This is a genomic window from Streptomyces sp. IBSNAI002 (assembly GCF_052244475.1).
In the GTDB taxonomy this organism is placed as follows: Bacteria; Actinomycetota; Actinomycetes; order Streptomycetales; family Streptomycetaceae; genus Streptomyces.
Window position 1 is genome coordinate 5,846,976 of record NZ_JBQPXG010000002.1, and the last position, 16,309, is coordinate 5,863,284.

Annotated in this window: 9 protein-coding genes; 4 read left to right on the forward strand and 5 right to left on the reverse strand. The window is 71.6% G+C overall.

All coding sequences use genetic code 11. The features are described 5' to 3' along the window. Nucleotides 1-77: 77 nt before the first annotated feature. On the reverse strand, nt 78-1,799 hold the full coding sequence (treS, locus tag ACTVZO_RS28270; protein WP_443301020.1) for a maltose alpha-D-glucosyltransferase: 1,722 nt from the start codon (nt 1,797-1,799) through the stop codon (nt 78-80). Further along, on the reverse strand, nt 1,796-3,790 hold the full coding sequence (locus ACTVZO_RS28275) for a maltotransferase domain-containing protein (protein ID WP_443301021.1): 1,995 nt from the start codon (nt 3,788-3,790) through the stop codon (nt 1,796-1,798). The genes treS and ACTVZO_RS28275 overlap by 4 nt, the downstream gene beginning before the upstream one ends. Nucleotides 3,791-4,523: 733 nt before the next feature. Between ACTVZO_RS28275 and glgP the strand changes: the two genes are divergently transcribed. Beyond that, nucleotides 4,524-7,160 (forward strand): alpha-glucan family phosphorylase, encoded by a 2,637-nt coding sequence (gene glgP / locus ACTVZO_RS28280; protein WP_443301022.1) that lies wholly within the window; start codon nt 4,524-4,526, stop codon nt 7,158-7,160. Between the two features lie 202 nt (nt 7,161-7,362). Next, nucleotides 7,363-8,049: a hypothetical protein gene (locus ACTVZO_RS28285; protein ID WP_443301023.1), complete on the forward strand. Its 687-nt coding sequence runs from the start codon at nt 7,363-7,365 to the stop codon at nt 8,047-8,049. 16 nt (nt 8,050-8,065) lie between these two features. Here ACTVZO_RS28285 and ACTVZO_RS28290 read toward each other — a convergent pair whose 3' ends face one another. Together ACTVZO_RS28290 and ACTVZO_RS28295 are read right to left on the reverse strand one after the other, a co-directional pair. After that, entirely contained in the window at nt 8,066-9,607 is a 1,542-nt protein-coding gene (locus ACTVZO_RS28290; protein ID WP_443301024.1) for a nitronate monooxygenase, read from the reverse strand. Between the two features lie 230 nt (nt 9,608-9,837). Further along, nucleotides 9,838-12,105, reverse strand: coding sequence for a M4 family metallopeptidase (locus ACTVZO_RS28295; protein ID WP_443301025.1), 2,268 nt, complete (start codon nt 12,103-12,105; stop codon nt 9,838-9,840). 381 nt (nt 12,106-12,486) lie between these two features. Here ACTVZO_RS28295 and ACTVZO_RS28300 point away from each other — a divergent pair, with 381 nt between their 5' ends. Next, nucleotides 12,487-13,962 carry a sugar transferase gene (locus tag ACTVZO_RS28300; protein ID WP_443301026.1) on the forward strand — a complete coding sequence of 492 codons (1,476 nt, stop codon included), beginning with the start codon at nt 12,487-12,489 and terminating at the stop codon, nt 13,960-13,962. Nucleotides 13,963-13,975: 13 nt separating this feature from the next. Here the strand turns inward: ACTVZO_RS28300 and ACTVZO_RS28305 are convergent, their stop codons facing one another. Next, the gene (locus ACTVZO_RS28305) at nt 13,976-14,944 is read right to left on the reverse strand and encodes a GDP-L-fucose synthase family protein (RefSeq protein WP_443301027.1); all 969 of its coding nucleotides are present in this window, start codon (nt 14,942-14,944) and stop codon (nt 13,976-13,978) included. 193 nt (nt 14,945-15,137) lie between these two features. Between ACTVZO_RS28305 and gmd the strand changes: the two genes are divergently transcribed. Beyond that, a complete protein-coding gene (gene gmd, locus ACTVZO_RS28310) occupies nt 15,138-16,151 on the forward strand; it encodes a GDP-mannose 4,6-dehydratase (RefSeq protein ID WP_443301028.1) in 1,014 nt (337 codons plus the stop codon). Nucleotides 16,152-16,309: the final 158 nt, after the last annotated feature.

Consider the following 16,309-nt stretch of genomic DNA (forward strand, 5'->3'; position numbering starts at 1 on the left):
GATCCGTACAGGGGCGGGCGATTGACCCATTCGCGTGCTGCCCGCCCCGTACCCGGCCTGCCGGGACGTGCGTGTCCCTATTCGGCGGCGCGCTGCTCGCCGCGTTGCTCGGCGCGCAGCCGGAACCAGTAGAAGCCGTGTCCCGCCAGGGTCAGCAGGTACGGCCACTCGCCGATCGGCGGGAAGCGCACATCACCCGTGAGCTCCACCGGGACCCGCCCGTTGAACGACCGCAGATCCAGCTCGGTGGGCTGTGCGAAACGGGAGAAGTTGTGCACGCACAGCACCAGGTCGTCCCCGAACTCGCGCAGGAACGCGAGTACCGCCGGGTTGGACGAGGGCAGTTCGGTGTACGAGCCGAGGCCGAAGGCGGGGTTCGCCTTGCGGACCTCGATCAGCCGGCGGGTCCAGTGCAGCAGTGACGAGGGCGATGCCATCGCGGCCTCGACATTGGTGACCTGGTACCCGTAGACCGGGTCCATGATGACCGGCAGGTTCAGCCTGCCCGGATCGCAGGAGGAGAAACCGGCGTTGCGGTCCGGGGTCCACTGCATCGGCGTGCGGACGCCGTCGCGGTCGCCCAGCCAGATGTTGTCGCCCATGCCGATCTCGTCGCCGTAGTAGAGCACCGGCGAGCCCGGGAGGGACAGCAGCAGGGCGGTGAACAGCTCCATCTGGTTGCGGTCGTTGTCCAGGAGCGGGGCGAGGCGGCGCCGGATGCCGATGTTGGCCCGCATCCGCGGGTCCTTGGCGTACTCGGCGTACATGTAGTCGCGCTCTTCGTCCGTGACCATCTCGAGGGTCAGCTCGTCGTGGTTGCGCAGGAAGATGCCCCACTGGCAGCGGTCCGGGATCGCCGGGGTCTTGGCCAGGATCTCGGAGACCGGGTAGCGGGACTCTCTTCGTACGGCCATGAAGATGCGCGGCATGACGGGGAAGTGGAACGCCATGTGGCATTCGTCCCCGCCCTTCGAGAAGTCCCCGAAGTAGTCGACGACGTCCTCGGGCCACTGGTTGGCCTCGGCGAGCAGCACGGTGTCGGGGTAGTGCGCGTCGATCTCCTCGCGGACCCGCTTGAGGAGCCGGTGGGTGCGCGGCAGGTTCTCGCAGTTGGTGCCCTCCTCGGCGAAGAGGTAGGGCACGGCGTCCAGCCGGAAGCCGTCGATGCCGAGGTCCAGCCAGAAGCGCAGGGCGGACAGAACCTCTTCGACGACGGCCGGGTTCTCGTAGTTCAGGTCCGGCTGGTGCGAGAAGAAGCGGTGCCAGTAGTACTGCTTGCGTACGGGGTCGTACGTCCAGTTCGAGGTCTCGGTGTCGATGAAGATGATGCGGGCGTCCTGGTACTGCTTGTCGTTGTCCGCCCACATGTAGTAGTCGCCGTACGGACCCTCCGGGTCCTTGCGGGACTGCTGGAACCACTCGTGCTGGTCGCTGGTGTGGTTCATGACGAAGTCGATGATCACCCGCATGCCGCGCTGGTGCGCCGCATCCACGAACTCGACGAAGTCGGCGAGGTCGCCGAACTCGGGGAGTACTGAGGTGTAGTCGGAGACGTCGTAGCCGCCGTCGCGCAGGGGCGAGGCGAAGAACGGCGGCAGCCAGAGGCAGTCGACGCCGAGCCACTGCAGGTAGTCCAGCTTGGCGGTGAGCCCCCTGAGGTCCCCCACGCCGTCGCCGTTGCTGTCGTGGAAGGAGCGGACGAGGACCTCGTAGAAGACGGCCCGCTTGAACCAGTCGGGGTCGCGGTCCTTGGCGGGGGTGTCCTCGAAGGTGTCGTGGACGGGATCGTTGATCATCATGTGGTGGGTGACCCTCCGGTGGGCGGGGACGGTCGCAGAGCGGCAAGAACGTGCGCGGGCGTGCGGCCCGGCTCTAGGCGCACGTAGTTCGCCCTGCCCCAGTGATAGGTCTCGCCGGTGAGCTCGTCGCGCACCGCGAGGGACCCGTGCCAGTCGAGGCCGAGTACCGGCATGTCCAACGAGACCGTCGCCTCCTGGGTGTGGTGCGGATCGAGGTTGACGACCACCAGTACGGAATTGGCGCCCGCGTGCTTCGAATAGGCGATCACCTGTTCGTTGTCGGTCGAGTGGAAGTGGATGTCGCGCAGCTGCTGGAGGGCGGGGTTGCGCCGGCGCATCCGGTTCAGCGCGGTGATCAGCGGGGCGATGGTGCGGCCCTCGCGGTCGGCCGCCTCCCAGTCGCGTGGCCGGAACTCGTACTTCTCGGAGTTCAGGTACTCCTCGCTGCCCTCCCGCACCGGGGTGTTCTCGCACAGCTCGTACCCGGCGTAGACCCCCCAGGCGGGGGACAGGGTGGCGGCGAGCACCGCGCGCACCTCGAAGGCGGGGCGGCCGCCCGTCTGCAGGTACTCGTGGAGGATGTCCGGGGTGTTGACGAAGAAGTTCGGCCGCATGACGGAGGCCGACCGGGTGCCGGAGAGCTCGGTCAGGTACTCGGTGAGCTCGGCCTTGGTGTTGCGCCAGGTGAAGTACGTGTAGGACTGCTGGAAGCCGACGGCCGCCAGCGCGCGCATCATCGCCGGGCGGGTGAAGGCCTCGGCCAGGAAGATCACGTCCGGGTCGGACTTGTTGATGTCCGCGATCACCTTCTGCCAGAAGGCCACGGGCTTGGTGTGCGGGTTGTCCACCCGGAAGATGCGCACCCCGTGGTCCATCCAGTACCGCAGGATCCGGCAGGTCTCCTCGACGAGGCCGGCCATGTCCGCGTCGAAGTGGATCGGGTAGATGTCCTGGTACTTCTTCGGCGGGTTCTCGGCGTACGCGATCGTCCCGTCGGCGCGGTGGCGGAACCACTGCGGGTTCTTCTCCACCCACGGGTGGTCGGGGGAGCACTGGAGGGCGAAGTCCAGGGCGATCTCCAGACGCAGGTCGCGGGCGCGGGCGACGAAGGCGTCGAAGTCCTCGATGGTCCCGAGGTCGGGGTGGACCGCGTCGTGGCCGCCCTCGGTGGAGCCGATGGCCCACGGTACGCCCGGGTCCCAACTCCCTGCGGACAGGGTGTTGTTCGGGCCCTTGCGGTAGGTGGAGCCGATCGGGTGGATCGGCGGCAGGTACACCACGTCGAAGCCCATCGCCGCGATCGCGGGCAGCCGCTCGGCCGCGGTCCGGAAGGTGCCGCTGACCGGCACCCCGCCCGGTTCGACGACCGCCCCCTCGGACCGGGGGAACATCTCGTACCAGGACCCGAAGAGGGCCCGCTTGCGCTCGACCAGCAGCGGCATCGGCTTGGCGGCGGTGACCAGCTCGCGCAGCGGCTTCTTCGCGAGCGCGGCGTCCACGGCGGGGTCGAGGGCGGCCGCGTACCGCTCGGCGGCCTCCCGGTCCTCGTCCCGCATGGCGTCGGCGGCGGCCAGCACCGCCTCGCGGCCGTCCCGTTTGGGGATCTTGCCTGCGGCGCGGGTGTAGAGCTCGGCGCCTTCCAGGAGGGTGAGGCCGGTGTCGATCCCGGCGGGGATCTTGATCGCGGCATGGGCCCGCCAGGTGGCCACCGGATCGCTCCACGCCTCGACGGTGTACGTCCACCTCCCCTCGGCCTCGGCGGAGATCCGGGCCCCCCACCGGTCGGTGCCGGGGGCGAGCTCGCGCATCGGCACGGGGGGCCGCAGCCGCCCGCTCGGGTCACGGAGCACGATGTGGGCGTTGACCGCGTCGTGTCCCTCGCGGAACACGGTTGCGGAGATCTCGAAGACTTCGTCCACGACCGCCTTGGCGGGTCTGGCGCCGCAGTCGACGGCAGGGCGGACGTCCAGCACGGGAATGCGACCGATCATGATGGGATCACCTGGGGGCAGTTCGCAGGGCTCGGTGACAACAGGCCAGCCGGTATCGCGGCTGGTAGTGCACGCTCTGTTCGCTCTGTTTCTAGCCGCTCGGTGGACGGCTGGGCTGCGGGCATGGCCGCTCCTGTCCGCGTTCACTCGGGTGGCGGGGAGAGGTTGGGGGCGGGTGCGCCGTGCGTGTACCACGTGTACCCGGTGAGCCCTTCCCACTCTCTCCCCGCGCAATCCGCGCCCTTGGTTAACTACTCGTACGTAGTGGCACGGCCAATACCAAGCCCCGGGTCGACATCCGCCCGGGCTCCGTCAAGTCGCGCAGGACTACCTGATGTAGCGACATCCACCACGCGCCCCACCCGTCACCCGGCCCTCGCAGGGGCCCACGCACCACAGGGTCGAACCAGGAGGAAACGGGCGGACCGCGAACGCCTCCGTACGGATGTGCGGGTGCGCGGGCCCGGCGGAGTTGGCCGGAAGCAGCCGGAGCCGACCGGTTCCGCACGGCCCGGCCCGCCCGGCGGCGCCCGAAACGGACACCCGCGATCCCACGGAGTGGGACGGCCCGACACGGGTCCGGCCGCCGCGACACCTGACACGGGCCGCCGGCGGCCGCCCGGGGCGCCATGGCACCGGAGACGGGGGCGGCGCTAGCCTTCCGGGGGTGATGCGCGGATGCACAGCGTGGTGCGGCCGCTCCGATCCGCAATCCCCTGCGAAGGTGGAACGTGTGAAGGCTATCCGTCGATTCACCGTGCGCCCCGTCCTTCCCGAGACCCTGCTGCCGCTCACCGACCTCGCGCGCAATCTGCGCTGGTCGTGGCATGCCGAGACCCGTGAACTCTTCCAATCCGTCGACCCCGAGGGCTGGCAGGCCGCCGGCGGCGATCCCGTCCGGCTGCTCGGCGCCGTGTCCGCCACCCGGCTCGCGGAACTCGCCGGCGACCGCCGCTTCCTGCGGCGGCTCGCCGTCGCGGCCGCCGACCTCGATGACTACGTGAACGGCGGGAGGTGGTACCAGAGCCGGGAGAGCGGCGCGGAACTGCCCGCCGGCATCGCCTATTTCTCCCCCGAGTTCGGCATCACCGCCGCCCTGCCCCAGTACTCCGGCGGGCTCGGCATCCTCGCCGGTGACCACCTGAAGGCCGCCAGCGACCTGGGCGTCCCGCTCATCGGCGTGGGACTCCTCTACCGGCACGGCTACTTCCGCCAGTCGCTCTCCCGCGACGGCTGGCAGCAGGAGCACTATCCCGTCCTCGACCCCAACGAACTCCCGCTCGCCCTGCTCCGCCAGGACGACGGCTCCCCGGCCCGCGTCGGTCTGACCCTCCCCGGCGGACGCGCCCTGCACGCGCACATCTGGCAGGCCCGCGTCGGCCGCGTCCCGCTGCTGCTCCTGGACTCCGACGTCGAGGACAACGACGCCCCCGCCCGCGAGGTGACCGACCGGCTCTACGGCGGCGGCAGCGACCACCGGCTGCTCCAGGAGATGCTCCTGGGCATCGGCGGGGTCCGGGCCGTGCGCACCTACTGCGCGATCACCGGGCACCCCGACCCCGAGGTGTTCCACACCAACGAGGGACACGCCGGCTTCCTGGGGCTGGAGCGCATAAGGGAACTGGAGCGGGAGCAGGGGCTCGGCTTCGACGCCGCCGTCGAGGCGGTGCGCGCCGGAACCGTGTTCACCACGCACACCCCCGTCCCGGCCGGCATCGACCGCTTCGAGCGGGCCCTGGTGGCCCGGCACTTCGGCGAGGGCGGGGAGCTGGCCGGCGTCCCCGTCGAACGGATCCTGGAGCTGGGCGCCGAGAACTACCCCGGCGGCGACCCCGGCGTGTTCAACATGGCCGTGATGGGACTGCGCCTGGCGCAGCGCGCCAACGGCGTGTCCACCCTGCACGGTGCCGTCAGCCGGGAGATGTTCGCCGGCCTGTGGCCCGGCTTCGACCCGTCCGACGTGCCCATCACCTCGGTCACCAACGGGGTGCACGCCCCCACCTGGGTGGCCCCCGAGGTCGTCCGGCTGGGCGCCCGCCAGATCGGTGCCGGACGGACCGAGGACGCGCTGTCCGTCGGCGGCTCCACCCGCTGGGACGCCGTCGCCGACATCCCGGACCAGGACGTGTGGGACCTGCGCCGGGTGCTGCGCGAGCAACTGGTCCAGGAGGTACGGGACCGGCTGCGGGCCTCCTGGCTCCAGCGCGGGGCGGCCGACGCCGAGCTGGGCTGGGTGGACTCCGTGCTCGACCCGGACGTGCTCACCATCGGCTTCGCCCGCCGCGTGCCCTCGTACAAGCGGCTCACGCTGATGCTGCGCGACCCGGACCGGCTGCGCAGGCTGCTGCTCGACCCGGACCGGCCGGTGCAGATCGTGGTCGCGGGCAAGGCGCACCCGGCGGACGACGGCGGCAAGCGGCTCGTGCAGGAGCTGGTGCGCTTCTCGGACGACCCCCGGGTGCGCCACCGCATCGTCTTCCTGCCCGACTACGGCATGGCCATGGCGCAGAAGCTGTACCCGGGCTGCGACGTCTGGCTGAACAACCCGCTGCGGCCGCTCGAGGCCTGCGGGACCAGCGGGATGAAGGCCGCCCTGAACGGCTGTCTCAACCTGTCCGTGCTGGACGGCTGGTGGGACGAGTGGTTCGAGCCGGACTTCGGCTGGGCCATCCCCACCGCCGACGGGATCGGCACGGACGAGGAGCGGCGCGACGACCTGGAGGCGGGCGCCCTCTACGAGCTGATCGAGGGCCGGGTCGCCCCCAGGTTCTACGACCGGGTCGGGCGCACCGGGCTTCCCGTGCGGTGGATCGAGATGGTCCGGCGCACGCTGGTCTCGCTCGGGCCGAAGGTGCTCGCCGGGCGGATGGTGCGCGAGTACGTGGAACGGCTCTACGCCCCGGCCGCACGCGCCCACCGGGCCCTCGGCCCCGAGGCGGCGCGCGACCTCGCCTGGTGGAAGGGCCGGGTCCGGGCGGCCTGGCCTCGGGTCGGCGTCGAGCACGTCGAGGCCCTCGCCGCGGCCCCGGTCAACGGCACGGCCGAGCTGGGGTCCACCCTCACGCTGCGCGTGCACGTGTCGCTGGACGCGCTGCTGCCGGAGGACGTGGAGGTGCAGGCCTTCGCCGGGCGGGTGGACCCGCAGGACGTGATCCGGGACGGGCGGACCTTCCCGCTCAAGCCGGCCGCCGGGCCGGACCTGGAGGGGCGGTGGGCGTACGAGGGCCCGCTCGCCCTCGACCGTACGGGGCCCTTCGGCTACACGGTCCGCATCCTGCCGGCGCACCCGCTGCTGGCGAGCCCGGCGGAGCTGGGGCTGGTCGCGGCCCCGGTGGACACGGACGCGGGGGGCGGCGTACTCCTGCGGTGAGGCGGGCTCCCCGGTGCGGGGGGCGGGCGGCGGATCCACCGGCCGGCCGTCCCCCTGCCGGGCTGCCCGGGTGAACCTCAGACGCGACGGGCCTGTCGAATCGTTTTTACATACTGGTCGGCTTTTACGCTGCCCGGGGATGGCACCGGACGCCACCGGACCCTGCATCCGCAGACGCAGACCTGAGGAACGGACTTCCCCCATGAGTCTTCGCACCACCGCCGCCGTGTTCGCCGGCGCACTCGCGTTCGCCCTGCCCACCGCCGGTCCGGCGCTCGCCGATGACGACGGCGGGAGCGGCCTCGGCACGCTGCACTTCCGGTTCCTCCTGGAGGACGGCGGCGAGCTGCGCTCGCAGATCCGTCCCGCGGACGACGGCACCTGCTACCTGCTGACCGGCACCTCGGGCAACGAGCCCGCCGTCGACGTGGTCAACCGGACGAGCTCGCGGGCCTACCTGTACGACAACCGCGGCTGCGAGGGCCGGGCGGCCCGCGTCCTGGAGCCGGGCCAGCGGGCGCGGAACGTCGAGGTCGTCGCGGTCTACTTCAGGCCGGTCGACGGTGACGGAGGCGGCGGCGGGGACGGGGACTGGAACGGCGGGGACGGGGACGGGGACGGGGACGGGGACTGGAACGGCGGGGGCGGGGACGGCGACGGCCGCGAGGACCGGGTCCTCGGCGAGCAGGGCTCCGGTGTCCTGGGCCCCGGTGTCCTGGGCCCCGGTGTCCTGGGCCCCGGTGACCCGGGCGGCGAGGGCGGCGGCAACTGGGACCAGGACGCCGGCACCGGCACCGGCACAGGCACCGGCACCGGCACCGCCGCCGACGGGCGGGCCGTGGTGGCCGAAGGGGATCTGTTCACCGACATCTTCCGCTCGACCGGCTGACGGCCGCGCCCGTCCCTCAGCCGTGCGCGACCGGGCCGGCTCCGGCGGCCAGCCACCGCACCACGTCGGCCGCGGTGTACGGCCCGGCGTCGGGGGAGAGCCCCGCCAGGAACGAGAGGTCCTTGCCGATCGTCACCAGCGGGGCCTCCACCCGTCCGCCCGGCCGCCGCTGGGCGAGGCCGATCGTGGCCAGCAGCCCGTTGCACAGGCACAGCCGGCCCTGTGCGTCGGCCGGATCCCCGCCCTTGCGGACGTACGCCGCGACCGGTTCCGCCGCGCACCGGTAGGCCAGCCCGCGGGAGCCCCGTACCGGCGTGCGCAGGAAGCCCAGGTCGCACACCCGGCGCCGGGCGGCGGCCACCTCGGGTTCCGAGACCGTGCCCGGCAGCTCGGCCACCTTGAAGGGGAACGCCGTCGGCGAGGCCTCGGGGTCGTTGCGGACGTTGAGGGTGCCGTCGTGGGCCCGGGTGCGCAGCTCGTCGCGCAGGTGGGCGGCCATCCCCGACTCCTCGCACAGGGCGAAGGCGCTGCCGATCTGCACCCCGGCCGCCCCCTGGGCCCGGGCCGCGGCCACCGCCTCCGGGCTGGCCTGGCCTCCGGCGAGCCAGAACGGGAGTCCGAGCGCCGCCATCTTGGCGAGATCGGGATGGTCGCGCGGGCCGTACACCGGCTCGCCGTCCTCGTCGAGCCGCATCGGCCCGCGCGGCGGGGCGCTGTGGCCTCCGGCGCCACTGGTCTCGATCACGAAACCGTCGGGGCGGGTGGCCTCGTCCCGGGCCAGGTAGGCGGCCAGCACCGGAAGCGACACGATGGCCAGCACGTCGGGGCGGCGCAGCGGGGCGGGCGTCCGGCCGGCGAGCAGGTCGGCCGGGTCGAAGAGCTGGTCGAGCGGCTGCTCGTCGCCCTCCACGGTGATCCGGGTCACGCAGGGTTCGTACCGCGCCAGCCGCGAGGCGAGGGACGGGATCTGACCGGGGACTCCCGCGCCCACGAGCACGTGGTCGACGCCTGCCAGGATCGCGCCGAACATCGCGGGGGCGGTGGCCAGCTGGATCTTCTCCAGGTAGTTGATGCCGACGATGCCATCGTGTCCCTCCTTCGCGAGCCAGACCTCGACGAAGTTGCCGAGGACGGTGAGGATCTCGGCCGGGGCCCCGCCGGCCGCGCGCAGCCGCGGGGTGCTCCGCATCGGGGTGCCCTCGTCGAGGCCCTCGGGCCGGAAGTAGCGCTCCAGGGCGGCCTGCGCCGGCTCGGGGAAGGGGAAGGCCGCCAGGGCGCGCCGGGCGTGTCCGCCCGGGTCGCCGGTCTGCAGGACACGGGCGAGTACGACGTCCAGGGCGGTGCCGGAGACCACGCCGAGCTGGCCCTCCCGGGACACGGCCCGGGCCAGCCGCCAGCCGGACACCCCGACGCCCATGCCGCCCTGGATCAGCCAGGGGCGCCTTGCGGCGGGAGCGGGCGAAGCGGGCGAAGTGGCCGGGGAGGACGGGCAGGACGGGGTGGACGGGGTGGGCTGGGAGGGCGGGGCGGGCTGAGCGGTCGAAGGGAGCTGCGGCATGGGGGCACGTCCGTCATCGCTGGGTCACCCGAACCTACGGTTGCGTAGGTTCGCTGGTCCCAGTCTCCCCGTGCGGGGGCGCGCGGACCGGCGCCGAAGGTCCCCTGCGCGGGGGCAGGTGGTCCCGGCGGGGCACGGCCCAATGGAACAGGGCCGCCCGGGGAGGTCTTCTCCCGGGCGGCCCCGTGGTCATGCGGTGTCAGCAGGCGCCGACCTCACCCCGGTGGGGGTCAGAAGGTGAGCTTCCAGCTGTTGATGTAGCCGGTGTCCAGGCTGGCCAGGTCGGCGACCCGCAGCTTCCACACACCCTGGGCGACCTCGGAGGAGGCGTTCACGGTGAAGGACTGGACGATGTTGTCCGCGCTGCCGCCGGTGCGGTTGCGCAGGTTGTAGACGCTGCCGTCGGGGGCGACCAGGTCGACCCGGAGGTCACCGACGTAGGTGTGGACGATGTTGACGTCCACCTTGAGGGTGCTCGGGGCGTTGCCCGTGCGGGTCACCGTGATCGGGGACTCGACCGTGGCGTTGTCCGCGATCTGGTAGTCGGCCAGGTTCTCGAACACGTTCTGCTGGCTGGTGCCGACCGTCCAGGTGAAGGACGCCGTACCGGTCTGGTTCTGCGAGTCGGTCACCGTGACGGTCACGTTGGACGTGCCCGCCGTGGTGGCCGTGCCCGAGATCAGGCCGGTGGAGGAGTTGACCGACAGGCCGGCCGGCAGGCCGGCCGCCGCGTAGCTCAGCGCACCCGGGTTCGTGCTGGTGGCCTGGACCTGCAGGCTGACAGCGGTGTTGACCTGGGTGGTCTGGTTGGCGATCGGGCTGACCGAGACGCCGTTGACGATGCGGGCGCCGACGGCGACGCCGGCCCAGGCGTTGGCCACGTTGTTGTAGATCGTGGAGCCCTGGCCGTAGAGGTCGGCGGCGGCCTTCAGCGTCTGCACGCGGGCGTCGGCGTAGTTGGTGTTCGACTTGAAGTAGCCGACCGTCAGCGCACGGAACCAGATCTTCGAGGCGGCGTCGCGGCCGATCGCGGTGACGGGCAGGCCGTCCGCGGTCGGCGAGTCGTAGCTCACGCCGTTGACGACCTTGGCGCCCGAGCCCTCGGAGGCCAGGTAGTACCAGTGGTTGGCCGGGCCCGAGGAGTAGTGGACGTCGATCGAGCCGATGCCCGAGTACCAGCTGTCCTTGGACGAGCCGTCCTTGCTGGGCTTGTCCATGTAGCGCAGCGGGGTGCCGTTGCCGAGGATGTCGATCTTCTCGCCGACCAGGTAGTCGCCGACGTCCTGCGGGTTGTCGGCGTAGAACTCGACGGCCGCCGCCATGATGTCGGAGGTCGCCTCGTTCAGGCCGCCGGGCTCACCGCTGTAGGTCATGTTGCCGGTGACCGAGGTGAGGCCGTGGGTCATCTCGTGCGCGGCTACGTCGGTGGAGGTGAGCGGCTTGGCGTTGCCGTCACCGTCGCCGTACGTCATGCAGAAGCAGGAGTCCTGCCAGAAGGCGTTCACGTAGTTGTTGCCGTAGTGGACCCGGCTGTACGGGGCCACGCCGTCGTTGCGCAGGCCGTTGCGGCCGTGCACGTTCTTGTAGTAGTCCCACGTGACGGCGGCGCCGTAGTGCGCGTCCGCGCCGGCCGTCTCCAGGTTGGCCGGCAGGCCGTTGCCCCAGATGTCGTCCGGGCCGGAGAAGAGCGTGCCGGTGCCGGAGGAGCCCCGGTTGAGGTTGTAGGTCTTGTGGTTGCCGCGGGCGGCGTCGGTCAGGTTCCAGGTGCTGCCCGACTGCGAGGTCCCGAGGGTGACCTGACCGCTGTACATGGTGTTGCCGGTGCCGGTCTCGACGGCCTGCCACTCGGTGATCTTGGCGCCGGTCTTGGCGTTGGTCACCACGTGCAGCTCGTTCGGCGTGCCGTCGTCCTGGAGGCCGCCGACGACGGTCTCGAACGCGAGGACCGGAACACCCTCGGCGGCCCAGATCACCTTGCGGGCGCTCTTGGAGGGCTTCGCCTCCTTGGTGCCCTCGGCGTTCGCGGCGGAGACCGCCTGGCTCTCCGCGGCGGCCGGGGTCACCGAGGCCGTGGTGTCGGCGACCTTGATCTCGTGCTGGGTGGCCTTGGTCACGCTCTTGGTGACGCCGCCCTTGGCGTGGACCGTCAGGTCGCCGCCGAGGACGGGCAGACCGTCGTAGGTCCGCTCGTAGGTGGTGTGCGTGGTGCCGTCCGCATCCTGGACGACATCGCGGACGACCAGCTTCTCGCCGCTGCCGAGGCCGAGGGCCTTGGCGGCCTGCACGGTGGTCGAGTTCGCCTCGGCCAGGAGCGTCGCACGCTCCGAAGCGCTGAGTACGCGGTTGGCCGCGCCCGGGTTGGGCTGGGCGGCAGTGCGGGCCTGCGACGCGGTGGCGTCGGCGGTGGCGGTGCCGGTCTGTATGCCTACGGCGAGCAGGGCTGCCGCGGCTACGAGCGCGCCGGCCGCGGTGGCACGCCTCTGGGGGGTGGACCTCAACGCAGACTCCTTCTGCAAGGGGGGTTCCGGACGGCTGGGTGGGCCTCCGGGCAGAACAGGACTGGTGCGATGAACGGTCGAAGAGTGCCAGCTGCCCGCCACAATGTCAGGAGCGCGTCAAAAGGTTGGCCGGAAACGGTTCGTTCTTCGAGGAGACGTATCCGGTATCCGGACCATTCACCTTTGCGTGCGAAAGAGGGCTCCGATATTCGGAACGGCTGATACCGGTTGCTAACACTTGAGCAACAAGAGGTTGGGTTGCCCCAATCCGCATTTACCGTACGGGTGTTTGTCGTACTGTTTCCCGGTGCGACAGTCGTCCGTTGCCCGGGGAAGCCGTGGACGCTCGCCACTGTCCTAGACCACGTGCCAGGGGGGCCCATGAGGCATGTCCATTTTCCGGCGCAAAGAGTGGCCAGGGCGGCCCGTGGGGCGGCCTTGCCCGCACGGCGCCACGGTGACAAGGCTCGCTGGTACCTGCCTGCCGCCGTGAGCGCGGACGTGCTCGGCGCCGCCGTGCCCGTGGGGCTCGTCTTCGCCGCTGCGCAGCAGGTCCGGCCGCTGTACTGCGCGCTGGCCGCCGCCGTGGCGTGGACCGGGGTGCAGGCGCTGCGCCGGCGGTACACGGTCCGGGCGCTCGGGGAGTCCCGCGGAGTGCTGCCCGTGCTGCACGACTGGCTGATTCTGATCGGCGTGCTGGCAGTGGCCCGCGTGGTGACCGAGGAGGACACGCCCCGGCTGTCCGCCCTCGGGGCCCTGCTGCCCGCCCTGCTGATCACCGTAGCCTGCCACAAACTGACCTACCGCCACCTCTCCGCCGCCCGCCGCGAGGCCCACGCCGTCAGCCGGGTCCTGGTGGTGGGGGAGCCCGACGCGGCCGAGGACGTCATCGCGCACCTGGCCGCGCGCACCGACCACCCGTACGTGGTCGTCGGCGTGGTCCCGGTCGGCGCCGGGACCCTCACCAGCGGGGTTCCGGTCGCGGCCCGCCTCGACACGGGGATGCCGCAAGCCCCGAACGGGGACTCGGCCGCCGTGCTCGGCGCCGTCCACAGCCACCACGCCGACCTGGTGCTGGTGGCCCCGGGCGTGCGGATCGCGGGGGAGCGGCTGCGCCGGATCGCCTGGGCCCTGCACGACGCCGGACTGGAACTCGCCGTCTTCCCCGGTCTGGTGGAGGTCTCCGTCAAGCGGCTGGAGACCCTGTCCGCGGGCGGCCTCGCCGTGCTGCGGGTCGCGCCGCCGGTCAGCCGGGGCGTGCAGACCCTGCTCAAGTCGGTCCTGGACCGGGCCGGGGCGGCCGCGGGGCTGCTGGTGCTGACCCCGTTCTTCCTCGGCATCGTCCTGGCGATACGTCTCGGTTCGCGCGGCCCCGCCTTCTACCGGCAGCGCCGCATCGGCCGCGACGGGGTGCCGTTCACCATGTGGAAGTTCCGCACCATGGTGGTGGACGCCGACGCCCGCAAGGCCGAGCTGGCCGGGCACAACGAGAACGACGGCCTGATGTTCAAGATGCGCCGCGACCCCCGGGTGACCCGGGTGGGCCGGCTGCTGCGCCGCACCTCCATGGACGAACTGCCGCAGCTGATCAACGTGCTGACCGGGCACATGTCGCTGGTCGGCCCGCGCCCGCCGCTCCCGGAGGAGGTGGCGCAGTACGACGAGGTCGAGCTGCGCCGGCTCACCGTGCGGCCCGGCATGACGGGGCTGTGGCAGATCAGCGGGCGGTCCGACCTGTCCTGGGACGAAACGATCCAGCTGGACCTGCAGTACGTCGACAACTGGTCGTTCACCAGTGACGTCGACGTGATGGGCCGCACGCTCCGCGCCGTCGTCGACGGCCGCGGAGCGTACTGAGGGGCTCCGTGTGTCAGCCGTTCCGCTGCTGCTGCTGCTGCTGCTCCCGCAGCCACCACGCGTAGGTGGCCGCGATGCCGTCCCGCAGCGGGACGGCGGGCTTCCAGCCGAGCGAGGTCAGCCGGCCCACGTCGAGCAGCTTGCGCGGGGTCCCGTCCGGCTTGGACGTGTCCCAGGCGAGCCGTCCCCCGAAGCCGGTCACCTCGGCGACGGTCTCGGCGAGCTCCCGGATCGTCAGGTCCTCGCCGCAGCCGATGTTGACGGGCTCGTCGCCGTCGTAGCCGTTCAGCAGCACCGCGCACGCGTCGGCGAGGTCGTCCACGTGCAGGAACTCGCGGCGCGGCGTGCCGCTGCCCCACAGCGTGACCTCGTCGCGGCCCTCGGCGGCGGCCTCGTGGAAGCGCCGGATGAGGGCGGGCAGCACATGCGAGGACTCGAGGTCGAAGTTGTCGCCCGGGCCGTAGAGGTTCGTCGGCATGGCCGAGATGTACGAGGCCCCGTACTGCTTGCGGTACGACTGGACCTGGACGATGCCGGCGATCTTCGCCAGGGCGTAGGCCTCGTTGGTCGGCTCCAGCGGGCCGGTCAGCAGCGCCTCCTCGCGGATGGGCTGCGGGGCCAGCTTCGGGTAGATGCAGGACGACCCGAGGAACAGCAGCCGGCCCACGCCGGCGGCGTGCGCGCCGCCGATCACGCTGAGCTGGATCTGCAGGTTCTCCTCGAGGAACTGCACCGGGTACGTGGTGTTGGCCATGATCCCGCCGACCTTCGCGGCGGCCAGCACCACGGCGTCCGGGCGGACGTCCGCCAGGTACGCGGCGGTCGCGGCGGCATCCCGCAGATCGAGGTCGGCGCGGCCCCGGGTGAGCACCTCGTGCCCGTCGGCCGTGAGCCGGCGCGCGACCGCGGACCCCACGAGGCCGCGGTGGCCGGCGACGAAGACGCGGGCGTGCGGGGGCAGGAGCGGCATCGAACTTGTCATACCGCCGATGATGCCAGTCCGCCGCCGCGGGCACGGCAGCAGTCCGGGCCCCGCGGCGTGGACCCGGGCGCGGATGGGCGGAATGGCCGTGTACGGTACGCATCCAGCCTCCGGGACACCGGATCGGGCAGCCCGGGGCGGGCAGGGGAAGCACGCCCGGCACAACGGAACACAACGCACCCCAGGGGGACCCATGGGCAAGACCGCACTGATCACCGGCGTCACCGGGCAGGACGGCTCGTACCTCGCCGAGCTGCTGCTCTCCAAGGGCTACACGGTGCACGGGCTGGTGCGGCGCTCCTCCAGCTTCAACACGGAGCGGATCGACCACATCTACCAGGACCCGCAGACCGCCAACCGGTCCTTCGTCCTGCACCACGCCGACCTCTCCGACGGCGTGGCCCTGGTGAACCTGCTCCGTGAGATACGGCCCGACGAGGTCTACAACCTCGGCGCCCAGTCCCACGTCCGCGTCTCCTTCGACGCGCCCCTCTACACCGGCGACGTGACCGGCCTCGGCGCGCTGCGCCTGCTGGAGGCCATCCGGGCCAGCGGTGTCGACACCCGCATCTACCAGGCCTCGTCCTCCGAGATGTTCGGCGCCACCCCGCCCCCGCAGAACGAGGGCACCCCGTTCCACCCGCGCAGCCCCTACGGCGCCGCCAAGGTCTTCGCGTACTGGACCACGGTGAACTACCGCGAGGCGTACGGAATGTTCGCCGTCAACGGGATCCTGTTCAACCACGAGTCCCCGCGCCGCGGCGAGACCTTCGTGACCCGCAAGATCACCCGCGCGGTCGCCCGCATCAAGGCCGGCCTCCAGGAGAAGCTCTACCTCGGCAACCTCGACGCGGTCCGCGACTGGGGATACGCCCCCGAGTACGTGGACGCCATGTGGCGGATGCTCCAGCAGGACGAGCCCACCGACTACGTCGTCGCCACCGGGGTGGCCGCGACCGTCCGCGAGTTCGTCGAGGCCTCCTTCGCGCACGCGGGTCTCGACTGGAACGAGCACGTTCGCTACGACCCCAAGTACGAGCGTCCCAGCGAGGTCGACGCGCTCATCGGCGACGCCTCCAAGGCCCATGACCTGCTCGGCTGGAAGCCGACGGTCCTGGTGTCCGATCTGGCCAAGATCATGGTCGACGCCGACATCCGTCAGGTCGAGGACCAACTGGCGGGCGTGACGGTCCGCATCGACCGCTGAGGCCTTATATTTCCCCTACGATTTGCCGTGTCACGGTCATACCCACAGGTCTGTGTGGGTGTGGCCGGGGCAAACTTGCCATATGTCCGTAGTGCACCCTCCATGCTGAACCTGTTGATTCCAACTTGGTATGCAATGGGTCAAGGAGGGTGACCGGG

What these genes read in the sequence shown, in the direction of transcription:
- ACTVZO_RS28290 (WP_443301024.1), bottom strand. Translation starts at nt 9,607, where the DNA reads ATGCCGCAGCTCCCTTCGACCGCTCAGCCCGCCCCGCCCTCCCAGCCC.
- treS (WP_443301020.1), bottom strand. Translation starts at nt 1,799, where the DNA reads ATGATGATCAACGATCCCGTCCACGACACCTTCGAGGACACCCCCGCC.
- gmd (WP_443301028.1), top strand. Translation starts at nt 15,138, where the DNA reads ATGGGCAAGACCGCACTGATCACCGGCGTCACCGGGCAGGACGGCTCG.
- ACTVZO_RS28305 (WP_443301027.1), bottom strand. Translation starts at nt 14,944, where the DNA reads ATGACAAGTTCGATGCCGCTCCTGCCCCCGCACGCCCGCGTCTTCGTC.
- ACTVZO_RS28275 (WP_443301021.1), bottom strand. Translation starts at nt 3,790, where the DNA reads ATGATCGGTCGCATTCCCGTGCTGGACGTCCGCCCTGCCGTCGACTGC.
- ACTVZO_RS28285 (WP_443301023.1), top strand. Translation starts at nt 7,363, where the DNA reads ATGAGTCTTCGCACCACCGCCGCCGTGTTCGCCGGCGCACTCGCGTTC.
- ACTVZO_RS28300 (WP_443301026.1), top strand. Translation starts at nt 12,487, where the DNA reads ATGAGGCATGTCCATTTTCCGGCGCAAAGAGTGGCCAGGGCGGCCCGT.